Source organism: Azospirillum cavernae (assembly GCF_003590795.1).
Classification (GTDB): domain Bacteria; phylum Pseudomonadota; class Alphaproteobacteria; order Azospirillales; family Azospirillaceae; genus Azospirillum; species Azospirillum cavernae.
Window position 1 is genome coordinate 424,844 of the sequence record NZ_QYUL01000002.1, and the last position, 11,792, is coordinate 436,635.

Here is an 11,792-nt window from a genome sequence, read left to right on the forward strand (position 1 = left end):
CCTTACAGCGAGGTCGCCGCCCGCGCCGCTTGGTCGTAGATGCCCGACAGGGCGCGCAGCAGGTTGGCGGCCTCGCCGATCTGCTTGTGATCGACGGTGCCCAACGCCTCCAGCGAACGGATCAGGCAATCCTCGCGGATGGCGCGGTAGCGGTTGACGGCGTCCTTGCCGACGTCGGACGTGCGGTAGGTCACTTCCTTGCCGCGCTTGCCGCGTTCGACCAGCCCCAGCCGGTGCAGCTTCTTCAGGGCGTAATTGACGATGTGGGTGTCTTCGATGTTCAGGACGAAGCTGATGTCGGCCAGGCTTTTGTCGCGGGCGCGGTGGTTGACGCTGTGCAGCAACAGAACCTCCAGCGCCGACAGATCCGGCAGGCCCGCCGCCGTCATGCAGCGCACGACCCAACGGTGAAAGGCGTTGCCCGCGACGATCAGGCCATACTCGAACTCGCTGGTTTCGCCGCTGTGTTCGGACGCCAGATGGGATGACGAAACGATCGGTTGAGCGTTCATCGGGTCGTTTTCTTTCGCCAAGCCCCCGAACGCGCGCCGAAGACGCAAGGTTTCAGAGGTCAATTCGCAATCTTGCTTGGCAATTTATCGACATATCGCCGTCGTCTCAACCGGAACCGATGATCCGGTCGTCGATGGCGATCCCGGTTCGGGCGGCCAGCGGTCCGCCCGAAGGCGTCGGCTGTCCTTGTCTCCCCTGCATGTCCGGGGCGGTCGCCGCCACTCCTCCCGACTGGAGCGGGTCCAGCCTTCGCGCTGGACCCGTCTTTTTTTGGGCGAAACCGGGCAATCGCGGGCGGGGACTCCATAGGCGCGACGGATGAGGGCGACCGGCGGAATGTTGCGCCGCACAAAGATCGCTTGCCCTTTCCATCATGGGCTTTACAAACGCTCTCCTCTGTCACAGACGATTCGGGGGACGCGTCGATGATCAAAGTGGTTCGGGCGAAGCTGCATTGCCTGCGGGTGACGGACGCCAATTTGAATTATCAGGGGTCGATCACGCTCGATCCTGAACATTGCGAGGCCGTCGGCATCGTGCCGCTGGAGTTCGTCGAGATCTGGAACAAGAACTCCGGCACGCGGATCAGCACCTATGTGATCTATGGCGAGCGCGGGTCGCGCGCCTGCGTGCTGAACGGATCGGCGGCGCGCAGTTGCCAGCCGGGGGACGAGGTGATCGTCGCCGCCTCCTGGTACTGCCAGCCGACGGAGATCGCCACGCTGAAACCGCGCGTGCTGACCTTCAACGCCGACAACAGCGTCGACAAGGCGCTGCATTACGACGTCACGGCGCTGGAGGAAGGGCGCTACGGCTTCGCCATCCGCGAGGGGTTGATTCCCGAAACGGCCTAATCAGCGCCGCATTGGCGCGGCGCGGCGGACCAGACGGCGGTCGAGGTCGCCGGACCCGACCGTCGGTTCGCCCAGGCTCTGCATGGCGAAGGCGAAGGTGTCCATCACCCGGTCCAGCACGATTTCCTGATCGTCGGGGCGGCGGCTGACCGCGATCACCGCGTAACCGGCGGCGCGCGCCACCGCCGGATCGCCGCGCAAACCCCGCACGCCCCAGCCCGACAGCGCCGCCTTGCAGCGGAACAGCTCCGCCGCGAAACCGCTGGTCGATTGGGCGCGGCCAATCACATAGGCGGCGGCGACCGCCAGCGGGGCCAGCAGCCCGTCCCAATCCAGGCAATCCTCCCGCGACACCCAAACCCCGCCGACCGAGCAGGCGGCGGGGCCGACGGCCTCGCCCAGCCCGGCGCGGAAGGCGCGCAGCGACTCCACGGCGTCAATCGCGGGCATTGGCTCCACCCGTTGCCCGTCCGGCATCAGCATCAAACGCCCAGCCCACTCGGCGGACGGCGGAAGCTGTTCGGTCAGGCGAGCGATCAGCGCCGCGCGGGCGGCGGCGAAGGGGACGACCTCGGGCATCGGGGCCTTGTTGCGTCAGGGATGCGGATGTGGGGGGAGAAGAAGCCGCAAGACGCCGGATTTGTCAAGATGTTGGCGGCTACTCCTCAATCAGGAGATGTGAAGGCATGCGACAGCAATGAAAAATCACACCCTTTGGTAAAAAACGCGACGCAACGCGATTTTGTGCTTGCCAGACCCTGCGATCACCCTTATAAGCCGCACTCCGTTCCCGGTTAGCTCAGTTGGTAGAGCAGCGGACTGTTAATCCGCTTGTCGCTGGTTCGAGTCCAGCACCGGGAGCCAGACGCGGGTGTAGCTCAGTTGGTTAGAGCGCCGGCCTGTCACGCCGGAGGCCGCGGGTTCAAGTCCCGTCACTCGCGCCATTCTCTCAAAGTCTCCCCCCTTTCTGGGGGAAAACCCCCACGATGATTGCACGCATTGGCGCCTGCCCCTCGGGCTGGCTTCGCGCTATCATGCGCTGTTTGCCATGCGCCAATCCGCCGCCCGAATGGGCGGCCATTCCGTGGGAGGATCGTCTCATGCGTCTTGCGGGCAAGGTTGCCGTCGTCACCGGCGGTGGTTCGGGTTTCGGGGAAGGCATCGCGCGACGCTTCGCGGCGGAAGGGGCGAAGGTCATCGTCGCCGATCTGGACGAGGCCGCCGCCGGGCGGGTGGCCGATTCCATCGGCGACGCGGCGCTGGCCGTCCGCGCCGACGTGGCGGTGGGGGAGGATTACGGGGCCATCGTGTCCGCCGCGCTGGGGGAATTCGGGCGGCTCGACATCCTCATCAACAACGCCGGATACACCCACCGTTACGGCTCGATGCTGGAGGTGGACGAGGCGACCTTCGACCGCATCTACGCCGTCAACGTGAAGTCGATCTACCACAGCGCGATCCACGCCGTGCCGGTGTTCCGCGAGCAGGGCGGCGGGGTGATCCTCAACATCGGCTCCACCGCCGGTCTGCGCCCGCGCCCGAATTTGACCTGGTACAACGGGTCGAAGGGGGCGGTCATCACGCTGACCAAATCCATGGCGGTCGAACTGGCGCCCGACAAGATCCGCGTCTGCGCCATCAACCCGGTGGCCGGGGAAACCGGCATGCTGCACCGTTTCATGGGGCAGGATTCGCCCGAACGCCGGGCGCAGTTCCTCGCCTCCATCCCGGCGGGCCGACTGTCCACCCCGACGGACATCGCCAACGCCGCGCTGTATCTCTGCTCCGACGAGGCCGAGTTTCTGACCGGCGTTTGCCTGGAGGTGGATGGCGGGCGCTGCGTCTGAGTCCGCTGGTTGGGTCAGCCAGAAACCCGGCGGGGGCGGACGCGGATCAGGCCGCTGCCCTCCGGGTCGGCCCGGTCGGGTTTCAGCATGGCGGCCAGAAGCTTCTCGTCGCTGGTCCAATAGGGCACATACCAGCTTCGGTCGGGATCCATCACCAGAACCCGCCGCGTCGCCGCGTCATAGGCCCCCAGCGGGGCGATGTGGCCGGCGCCGACGTCGCCGGTCAGCGTGCCCTGGTCAAAGGCCAGGAGGATGATGTCGCCGTCGCTCTGCTCGTTGTCGGCCAGGATGCGGCGCAGGGCGGCGAGCGTGCGCGGCGAGTCGTCTTGCGGGCGAAAGACCTCGACCTCGGCGTCAAGCCCGTAGGCTTCAAGGCTGCGGCGCACGTAATGGGCCAGATCGGTGAAGGAGATCCCCTCGCCATCCTCGGCCACGGCGTCGCGCCAACGGTCGTCGTCCACCGCGTCGAGAAGCTGTCTTTGTGTGACGATCCGATCCGCCGCCGCGTTGGGCAGGCCGCGCAGCGCGTTCATCATCATGGCGACGCTGGCGACCGAACAGGCGCTGCCCGTGACCTGTGGCACGTAGAAGGGGGCGAGCGCCCAGTAATCCGGGGCAGGCGCGCTGCGCACATAGCTGGCGGCGCGGGTGATCGGCTCCGCGTCCGGGCCGAATTTCGCCTTGATCGCTTCCTCCGCGTGGACAGGGGTCATCGCGGCCAACCACAGGGCGACGCCAACCGTTGTGATTCTGCGCATCATCGACACACCCCTTCCGTCACCGATCCCATCCCTGCGTTGCTGGGCGCGAGAAGCCCATATGGTGCAGCGCACTGGGATCGCCAAGAGGCAATGACGGCGAGATATGGAGCGTTTGCCCGCGCTTGTCCCGTGGTCCGGCCCATCACGTCGTTGACGGCGGTCGGGCGCCTCGATACCGTACTTTTGAGTAACATATCTTACTCCAAATCAATCAGCCCGGATCCCGCCGCCCGCGCGATCCCATGTGGAAAGGCCCGCTTCCGATGAACGACGCCGACGCGCCGGTCCTGCTGTCCCGCGAAGGGGATGTGGCGTGGATCCGCTTGAACCGCCCTGCCGTTCTCAACGCTTTGGACGAGCGAATGGCCGCCGCCCTGCGCGACGCCTGCCAAGCGGTGGCGGATGCGCAGGGGGAGGGTGGCGCGCGTTGTCTGGTGCTGGCGGGGAATGGCCGGGGTTTCATGGCGGGCGGCGATGTGGCGCGCTTCCACGATGATCCGGCGGCGGCCCCGGCGGTGGCGACGGCCATCATTGATTTGTTGCACGAGGCGCTGCGGATTCTCGACCGGCTGGACATGCCGGTGTTGGCCTCGGTCCATGGCCCGGTGGCCGGGGCGGGGATGAGTCTGGCTTGCGCCGCCGATCTCTGCGTCGCCGCCGACGACGCGCTGTTCACCACGGCCTACGCCCGGCTGGGGACGACGCCGGACGGCTCCGGCACCCATTCCTTGCCGCGTCTGGTGGGAACCCGCCGGGCGCTGGAGCTGGCGCTGCTGTGCGACCGGGTGGACGCCGCCGAGGCGTTGCGGCTGGGGCTGGTCAACCGCGTGGTTCCCGCCGCCGCTCTGGTTGACGAGACCCGCGCGCTGGCCGAACGGCTGGCCGCCGGGCCGACGCGGGCCTACGCTGGGATCCGCCATCTGATGCGGCAAAGCTGGACGGCCTCGCTCGACGAGCAGCTTGACGCCGAGCGCGCGTCCTTCCGCGCCTGCGCCGCGACCGGGGATTTCCGCGAGGGCGTGTCCGCCTTCCTCGCCAAGCGCAAACCGACGTTCCAGGGCCGCTGACGGCCCGTTCCAACCAACAGCCTCCAGCCAACAACCAGAAAAACCACCGGGAAGGATCACCAGAATCATGAAGCAAGACATCGTCATCGTCGGCGCCGCCCGCACCGCCATCGGCGCCTTTGGCGGCAGCCTCAAGGACGTGCCGCTGACCACGCTGGCCACCACGGCGGTCAAAGCCGCGCTGGAACGGTCGGGGACGGCGCCCGACAGCATCGGCCATGTGGTGATGGGCAACGTCATCCCGACCGACACCAAGGACGCCTATCTCAGCCGCGTGGCGGCGATTGACGCCGAGATCCCGCTGGAAGTTCCCGCCTTCAACGTCAACCGTCTGTGCGGCTCCGGCCTTCAGGCGATCATCTCGGCGGCGCAAGCCATCGCGCTGGGCGACGCGGACATCGCCATCGGCGGCGGCGCCGAATCCATGAGCCGTGGCCCCTACATCGTGCCGACGGCGCGCTGGGGCGCCCGTCTGGGCGACGGCGCGTTGGTCGATTACATGAACGGCATTCTGCACGACCCGTGGCAGAAGATTCACATGGGCGTCACGGCGGAAAACGTCGCCGTTCGCTATGGAATCAACCGCGACGACCAGGACGCGCTGGCGCTGGAAAGCCAACGCCGCGCCGCCCACGCCATCGCCGAGGGCCGTTTCAAGGAACAGATCGTCCCCGTCGAGATCGCCACCCGCAAGGGCGTCGTCCGCTTCGACACCGACGAGCATGTCCGCGCCGACGCGACCCTTGAGTCGCTTGCCAAGATGAAGCCGGTCTTCAAAAAGGACGGCACGGTGACGGCGGGCAACGCGTCCGGCCTGAACGACGGCGCCGCCGCCGTGGTGCTGGCCGAGGCGGGCCGCGCCGCCGCCCTGGGCCTGAAGCCGCTGGCCCGTCTGGTCGGCTACGCCCACGCGGGCGTCGAGCCGGACCATATGGGCATCGGCCCGATCCCGGCGACCCGCAAGGTGCTGGAGCGCACCGGCCTGACCATCGCCGACCTCGACGTCATCGAATCGAACGAGGCCTTCGCGGCGCAGGCCTGCGCGGTGGCGCGCACGCTTGGTTTCGACCCGGCCAAGGTCAACCCGAACGGCTCGGGCATTTCGCTGGGCCACCCGGTGGGGGCGACTGGCGCGATCATCACGGTGAAGGCGATCCACGAACTGCACCGCGTCGGCGGGCGCTACGCCCTGGTGACGATGTGCATCGGCGGCGGCCAGGGCATCGCCGCGATCTTCGAGCGGGTGTAAGAAAAAGCTTACGGTTGCGCCGGCGCGTCAGCGCGGGCGCAACCCGTTCAGCAGCAGCGCGATGGATTGCTGGGCCACCGCGTCGGCGTCCAGCGCGCCGTCGGGCTGGTACCAGCGGGCGATCCAGCTCAAGGCGCCGGACAGGGTGAAGGCGGCGATTTTCGGGTCGCAGGCGGTGATCGACCCCTCGGCGACGCCGCGTTCGATCAGGCTGCGGAATTTCAGGTCGATGCGGCGTTTGAGCGCGCGCAGCGTGCGGCGGCTCTCTTCGGTCAGCGGCTCTTCGCCGACGCGGATCACGCACATGCCGAAATCCATGGTGACGACGCCGACATAGGCGGTCATCACCGCCACCAGCTCCTCATAAGCGCTGCCGCCGTGGCCGATCACGTCGTTCGAGGCGGAATCGAGCCGCTCCAGCCCGATGCGCACGCACTCGAACAGGATCTCTTCCTTGTTCTTGATGTAATAATAGATCGTCGGTTTGGTGACGTTCAGCCGCCGGGCGATGTCGTCCAGCGAGGTGTTGTAATAGCCGACTTCGTTGAACGCCTGCGCCGCCGTCCGCAGGACGGCGATTCGCTTCTCTTCCCGTTCGTTCCGTCGATCGGTGGATGATTTCCACGGCGATTCCGACATCGTGCGTTTGCTCCTGTGCCGCAATCGCCCTTCCTTCCCACCTCGCCCCCGGATGTCCAGCCCCCGCGTTGTCGGCTGTGCGGCAAAATGGTGGTTTGACGAATTGTTCGTAGCACGCCCTTGTGCCTCGTCCTACTTTTAAGTAACGTTCCTTCCAAGAAGTACAAAGGCGCGGGCCGCCGGTGGCCGCGCGCGCGATCGGGGAGGAAAAACGGCCATGGACAGCATCGTAGCCGCGCGGGGAACCAGCATTGGCGGCGCTTTGGCGCGGGCGGCCCGCCGCCACGGCGACCGGGTGGCTCTGCGTTACGCCAGGCGGGAGTGGAGCTTCGCCGCGTTGAACCAAGCGGCCCGGCGGGTCGCCGGACGGCTCCGCGATCTGGGCTTGCGGCCCGGCGACCGGGTGGCGGCCTTCGGACGCAACTCCGACGCCTATGTGGTGGCGTGGCTGGGCTGCGCGGTCGGCGGCTTCATCCATGTGCCGGTCAACTACGCCCTGACGGGGGAGGAGCTGGCCTACATCCTGGGCCAGTCCGGCGCGCGTCTGGTTTTGCGCGACGGCGATTTGGCGGGCGTTCTGGACAGCGTCGGCGACGGAGTCGCGGTGGAATGGACGGGGAGTTTCGCCGACGGCGCGGCGACCGGCGGCGCAGCCTTCGACGCGCTGGCCGTGGCGCTGGATCCGACCGCGCCCGAGCATGAAGGCGCGGCGGTCGAGGCCGACACGGTGGCGCAGCTTCTCTACACCTCCGGCACCACGGCGGCGCCGAAGGGCGCGATGATGACCCATGGCGGCTTGCTGGCGGAGTATCAGAGCGCCATTCACGATTGCCGGTTCTCAGGCGCCGACCGGGCGCTGGCGGCCCTGCCGCTGTACCATTCGGCGCAGATGCATGTTTTCCTGATGCCGCAACTGATGGTCGGGGCGATGACGCTGCTGATCCAAGCCCCGGCGCTGAAAAGCTGCCTGGAATTGATCGAGGCGCATCGCGTCACCTCCTTCTTCGCGCCGCCGACGGTGTGGGTGGGGCTGCTGCGTCACGCCGATTTCGACGCGCATGATCTGGGATCGCTGGAAAAGCTCTATTACGGCGCGTCGATCATGCCGGTGCCGGTGTTGCAAGAGCTGCGGCGACGGCTGCCCAACGCCCGCCCCTTCAACTGCTACGGCCAAAGCGAAATCGGCCCGCTCGCCACCGTCCTGTCCCCGGAAGAGCATGAGGCGCGTCCGGCCTCCGCCGGGCGTCCGGTGCTGAACGTCGAAACCCGGGTGGTCGATCCCGACATGAACGACGTGCCGGTTGGTCAACAGGGTGAAATCATCCACCGCTCGCCGCAATTGATGATCGGTTACTGGGGCAAGGAGAAAGAGACGGCGGAAGCCTTTTCCGGCGGCTGGTTCCATTCCGGCGACGTCGGCGTTCTCGATGCGGACGGCTATCTCACCATCGTGGACCGCATCAAGGACGTCATCAACACCGGCGGCGTTCTGGTCGCCAGCCGCGAGGTGGAGGAGGCGCTCTACACCCACCCGGCGGTGGCGGAGGTCGCGGTGGTCGCCTTGCCCGATCTGAAATGGATCGAGGCCGTCGCCGCCTTCGTCGTGCTGCGCGAGGGCCGCAGCGCCGACGCTGAGGAGTTGATCGCCCATTGCCGGGCGCATCTGGCCCCCTTCAAGCTGCCCAAACAGGTGCATTTCGTCGACGCGCTGCCGCGCAACACGGCGGGCAAGCTGCTGAAACGCGAATTGCGCCGCGCATACGCGGATGCGGCGTCGTGAGCGTCTATCAGCCGCCGCTGCAATCGCTGCGCTTTCTGCTGAACGCGGTGTTGCGCGCGCCCGAGGCATTGGCCGAGGCGGGGTGGGAGGATCTGTCCGCCGATCTGTTCGACGAGGTTCTGGCCCAGGCCGGGCGCTTGGTCACGGACCGATTGCTGCCGCTCAACCTATCGGGCGACGAGGAGGGCGCGGCGGTGGTGGACGGGGGCGTGCGGACCCCCGCTGGTTTCGCCGCTTTCTGGCAGATTTGGCGGGCGGGCGGCTGGGCCGGGCTGGCCGGGGATCCGGCCTATGGCGGGCAGGGGATGCCCGCCGTGCTCGACACGCTGGTCACGGAAATGCTGTGCGCCGCCAATCTGGCCTTCAGCATCACCCCCGGTCTGACTCAAGGGGCGATTCGCGCGCTGGCCGCCCATGGCGACGCGGCGATCAAGGGCTGGTGCCTGCCGCCGATGATCGCCGGGGAGTGGACCGGCGCCATGGCGCTGACCGAACCGCAGGCGGGCACCGATCTTGGCCTGCTGCGCGCGCGGGCGGATCCGGATCCGGCGGGCGGCTTTCGGTTGACCGGCCAGAAGATGTTCATCTCGGCGGCCGATCATGATTGGACCGACAATCTGGTTCATCTGGTGTTGGCGCGTCTGCCCGACGCGCCGCCGGGAACGCGGGGAATCAGCCTGTTCGTCGTGCCCAAGCGTTTGGCCGACGGCGCGCGCAACGGCTGGTCGGTCCTGTCGGTGGAACGCAAGATGGGGCTGCACGCCTCGCCGACCTGCGTCGTGTCCTATGACGGGGCGTTGGGCTGGCTGGTGGGCGCCCCCCATCGCGGTCTGACCGCCATGTTCACCATGATGAATCACGAGCGGCTGTTCGTCGGGCTTCAGGGCGTCGGCGTCGGCGAATGCGCCGCGCAATCGGCGCTGGCCTACGCGCAGGAGCGTTTGCAGGGCCGGGCGCCGAGCGAGAGCAAGGGGGGCGGAACCGACCAACCCGCCGACCCGATCATCCGCCATCCCGACGTCCGCCGCATGGTGTTGACCGCGCGGGCGCTGACCGACGCCGGGCGGGCGCTGGCGGCCTGGACCGCCCTGTGGCTCGACCGCGCCGAGAAAAGCGCCGATCCATCCTTGCGGCAGGAGGCGGAGGATTGGGCGGCGCTGCTGACGCCGATCATCAAGGCCGCCGGGACCGATTTCGGGTTTGAGGCGGCGGTGCTGGCCCAACAGGTGATGGGCGGTCACGGCTACATCCGCGACAACGGCGTCGAACAGCTGGTCCGCGACGTGCGCGCCACGCAGATTTATGAGGGCGCGAACGGCGTCCAGGCGCTGGATCTGGTCCAGCGCAAGCTGACCCTGCATGGCGGGCGTCCGCTGGCCCGGCTGGTCGCGGCGGTGGAGGCGGCGTTGGCCGATCTGGCGGCGGATCCCGCCACGGCGGCGCTCGCCCCGCCCCTGCGCGACGGGCTGGAGCGCCTGCGCGCCTGCGCGGCGTGGCTGACGGCGGCGGAACGCGGGCCGCGCGACGCGGCGGCGGGGGCCAGCGATCTGCTGCGGCTGGCGGCGCTGGTCGTCTATGGCTGGATGTGGGCGCTGATGGCCGTGGCGGCGGCGCGGCGGCCCGCTGGCTACGACCCGGCTTTCCTCGACGCCCGCGTCGGTCTGGCTGGATTTTTCATGGAACGGCTGTTGCCGGAAACGGCGGCGTTGGAAGCCCGCGCGCGCGGCGGCGACGCCAGCTTGCGCGGGCCGGGGCTGGCCGAGGATTTGGCGGCGCTTCAGGGTTGAGCGTCGCCGCAGGTCAAACACCACACAAAAACAGGCAAAATGGGGGAGAATGCTTCATGACGCGGATTCTTTTGGCGGTTGGCGCCTGCGCGCTGGTGGCGCTGGCGGGAGCGGCGCGCGCCGAGATCTCGGATGATCGGGTCAAAATCGCCGTGCTCAACGACATGACCGGCCCTTACGCCGACCCGACCGGGCTGGGATCGGTCGAGGCGGTGCGCATGGCGGTGGCCGAGTTCGGCGGCGTGGTCGGCGGCAAGCCGATCGAAATCGTCTTCGCCGACCACCAGAACAAGCCCGACGTCGGCGCGGCGCTGGTCAACGCCTGGATCGACTCCCAGCAGGTGGACGTGGTCGTTGACGTTCCCACCTCGTCGGTGGCGCTTGCGGTGCAGGAGATCACTCGGCGCAAGAACCGCGTGTTCCTGATTTCCGGCGGCGGCGCGGCGCAATTGACCGGGACATCCTGTTCCCCGACCACCGCGCAATGGACCTACGACACCTACGCGCTGGCCCAAGGCATGGGGACGGCGGGCGTCAAGGCGCTGGGCGGGAGCTGGTATTTCCTGACCGTCGATTACGCCTTTGGCCACGCGCTGGAAAAAGATCTGACGGCGGTGCTGAAGGACAACGGCGCCACGGTGCTGGGCGCGGTGCGGCACCCGCTGAACAGCGCCGATTTCTCCTCCTATATTTTGCAGGCCCAGGCGTCGAAGGCGAAGGTCGTGGCGCTCGCCAACGCCGGGGGCGACACCACCAACGCGATCAAGCAGGCGCAGGAGTTCGGCCTGACCCAAAGCGGACAGACCCTCGCCAGCCTGTTGATGTTCCCGACCGACATCCATTCGCTGGGGCTGGCGGCGGCGCAAGGCTTGGTGATGATGGACGGCTGGGATCCCAACCGCGACGACGACAGCCGGGCCTTCGCCGCCGCCTTCCGGACCAAGACCGGGCGGATGCCCAGCATGCTCCAAACTGGCAGCTATTCGGCGGTGCGCCATTATCTGAAGGCGGTCCAGGCGACGGGCAGCGACGAGGCCGGAACGGTGATGGCCCAAATGCGGGACACCCCGGTCAACGACGCCTTCGCCAAGGGTGGGCGTTTGCGCGTCGATGGCCGCATGGTTCACGACATGTATCTGATGCAGGTGAAGACCCCGGCGGAATCGACCGGCCCGTGGGATTACAGCAAGGTTCTGAAGACCATTCCCGGCGATCAGGCCTTTCGCCCCTTGGACAAGGGCGGTTGTCCGCTGGCGAATTGATCGGCGCAAGGAAAGCCGCCCGCGCCGGGATGG

11 protein-coding genes and 2 tRNA genes are annotated in these 11,792 nt (G+C 67.7%); 9 read left to right on the plus strand and 4 right to left on the minus strand.

Translation table 11 applies throughout. The annotated features are described in order from the left end of the window. Positions 1–2: 2 nt before the first annotated feature. Positions 3–512, minus strand: coding sequence for a winged helix DNA-binding protein (locus tag D3877_RS13395; RefSeq protein WP_119832432.1), 510 nt, complete (start codon positions 510–512; stop codon positions 3–5). A gap of 426 nt (positions 513–938) precedes the next feature. Here D3877_RS13395 and panD point away from each other — a divergent pair, with 426 nt between their 5' ends. Then, positions 939–1,367 (plus strand): aspartate 1-decarboxylase, encoded by a 429-nt coding sequence (gene panD, locus D3877_RS13400; RefSeq protein ID WP_119831290.1) that lies wholly within the window; start codon positions 939–941, stop codon positions 1,365–1,367. Here panD and D3877_RS13405 read toward each other — a convergent pair whose 3' ends face one another. After that, positions 1,368–1,946: a hypothetical protein gene (locus D3877_RS13405; protein WP_119831291.1), complete on the minus strand. Its 579-nt coding sequence runs from the start codon at positions 1,944–1,946 to the stop codon at positions 1,368–1,370. Positions 1,947–2,155: 209 nt separating this feature from the next. Between D3877_RS13405 and D3877_RS13410 the strand changes: the two genes are divergently transcribed. From D3877_RS13410 to D3877_RS13420, 3 genes are all read left to right on the plus strand, one after another. After that, positions 2,156–2,231: transfer RNA gene (locus tag D3877_RS13410), tRNA-Asn, on the plus strand. Between the two features lie 3 nt (positions 2,232–2,234). Then, positions 2,235–2,311, plus strand: a tRNA-Asp gene (locus D3877_RS13415). 156 nt (positions 2,312–2,467) lie between these two features. Continuing rightward, positions 2,468–3,214, plus strand: coding sequence for a glucose 1-dehydrogenase (locus D3877_RS13420; RefSeq protein WP_119831292.1), 747 nt, complete (start codon positions 2,468–2,470; stop codon positions 3,212–3,214). 14 nt (positions 3,215–3,228) lie between these two features. On the opposite strand, the gene D3877_RS13425 is transcribed toward D3877_RS13420, so the two are convergent. Next, on the minus strand, positions 3,229–3,975 hold the full coding sequence (locus D3877_RS13425) for a phytochelatin synthase family protein (protein ID WP_119831293.1): 747 nt from the start codon (positions 3,973–3,975) through the stop codon (positions 3,229–3,231). Positions 3,976–4,238: 263 nt separating this feature from the next. Here D3877_RS13425 and D3877_RS13430 point away from each other — a divergent pair, with 263 nt between their 5' ends. Together D3877_RS13430 and D3877_RS13435 are read left to right on the plus strand one after the other, a co-directional pair. Continuing rightward, positions 4,239–5,042 carry an enoyl-CoA hydratase/isomerase family protein gene (locus D3877_RS13430; protein WP_119831294.1) on the plus strand — a complete coding sequence of 268 codons (804 nt, stop codon included), beginning with the start codon at positions 4,239–4,241 and terminating at the stop codon, positions 5,040–5,042. A gap of 67 nt (positions 5,043–5,109) precedes the next feature. Further along, on the plus strand, positions 5,110–6,291 hold the full coding sequence (locus tag D3877_RS13435) for an acetyl-CoA C-acyltransferase family protein (protein WP_199720800.1): 1,182 nt from the start codon (positions 5,110–5,112) through the stop codon (positions 6,289–6,291). A 27-nt stretch (positions 6,292–6,318) separates the two neighbouring features. Here the strand turns inward: D3877_RS13435 and D3877_RS13440 are convergent, their stop codons facing one another. Continuing rightward, a complete protein-coding gene (locus D3877_RS13440) occupies positions 6,319–6,930 on the minus strand; it encodes a TetR/AcrR family transcriptional regulator (RefSeq protein WP_119831295.1) in 612 nt (203 codons plus the stop codon). Between the two features lie 217 nt (positions 6,931–7,147). Between D3877_RS13440 and D3877_RS13445 the strand changes: the two genes are divergently transcribed. Genes D3877_RS13445 through D3877_RS13455 form a run of 3 tightly spaced genes read left to right on the plus strand, consistent with a single transcriptional unit; the run spans position 7,148 to position 11,759 of the window. Next, a complete protein-coding gene (locus D3877_RS13445) occupies positions 7,148–8,710 on the plus strand; it encodes a fatty acyl-CoA synthetase (RefSeq protein ID WP_119831296.1) in 1,563 nt (520 codons plus the stop codon). Continuing rightward, complete coding sequence (locus D3877_RS13450) at positions 8,707–10,497, plus strand: acyl-CoA dehydrogenase family protein (protein WP_119831297.1); 1,791 nt, start codon at positions 8,707–8,709, stop codon at positions 10,495–10,497. The genes D3877_RS13445 and D3877_RS13450 overlap by 4 nt, the downstream gene beginning before the upstream one ends. Positions 10,498–10,553: 56 nt before the next feature. Beyond that, positions 10,554–11,759 carry an ABC transporter substrate-binding protein gene (locus tag D3877_RS13455; protein WP_119831298.1) on the plus strand — a complete coding sequence of 402 codons (1,206 nt, stop codon included), beginning with the start codon at positions 10,554–10,556 and terminating at the stop codon, positions 11,757–11,759. Positions 11,760–11,792: the final 33 nt, after the last annotated feature.

What these genes read in the sequence shown, in the direction of transcription:
- D3877_RS13395 (WP_119832432.1), bottom strand. Translation starts at nt 512, where the DNA reads ATGAACGCTCAACCGATCGTTTCGTCATCCCATCTGGCGTCCGAACAC.
- panD (WP_119831290.1), top strand. Translation starts at nt 939, where the DNA reads ATGATCAAAGTGGTTCGGGCGAAGCTGCATTGCCTGCGGGTGACGGAC.
- D3877_RS13405 (WP_119831291.1), bottom strand. Translation starts at nt 1,946, where the DNA reads ATGCCCGAGGTCGTCCCCTTCGCCGCCGCCCGCGCGGCGCTGATCGCT.
- D3877_RS13420 (WP_119831292.1), top strand. Translation starts at nt 2,468, where the DNA reads ATGCGTCTTGCGGGCAAGGTTGCCGTCGTCACCGGCGGTGGTTCGGGT.
- D3877_RS13425 (WP_119831293.1), bottom strand. Translation starts at nt 3,975, where the DNA reads ATGATGCGCAGAATCACAACGGTTGGCGTCGCCCTGTGGTTGGCCGCG.
- D3877_RS13430 (WP_119831294.1), top strand. Translation starts at nt 4,239, where the DNA reads ATGAACGACGCCGACGCGCCGGTCCTGCTGTCCCGCGAAGGGGATGTG.
- D3877_RS13435 (WP_199720800.1), top strand. Translation starts at nt 5,110, where the DNA reads ATGAAGCAAGACATCGTCATCGTCGGCGCCGCCCGCACCGCCATCGGC.
- D3877_RS13440 (WP_119831295.1), bottom strand. Translation starts at nt 6,930, where the DNA reads ATGTCGGAATCGCCGTGGAAATCATCCACCGATCGACGGAACGAACGG.
- D3877_RS13445 (WP_119831296.1), top strand. Translation starts at nt 7,148, where the DNA reads ATGGACAGCATCGTAGCCGCGCGGGGAACCAGCATTGGCGGCGCTTTG.
- D3877_RS13455 (WP_119831298.1), top strand. Translation starts at nt 10,554, where the DNA reads ATGACGCGGATTCTTTTGGCGGTTGGCGCCTGCGCGCTGGTGGCGCTG.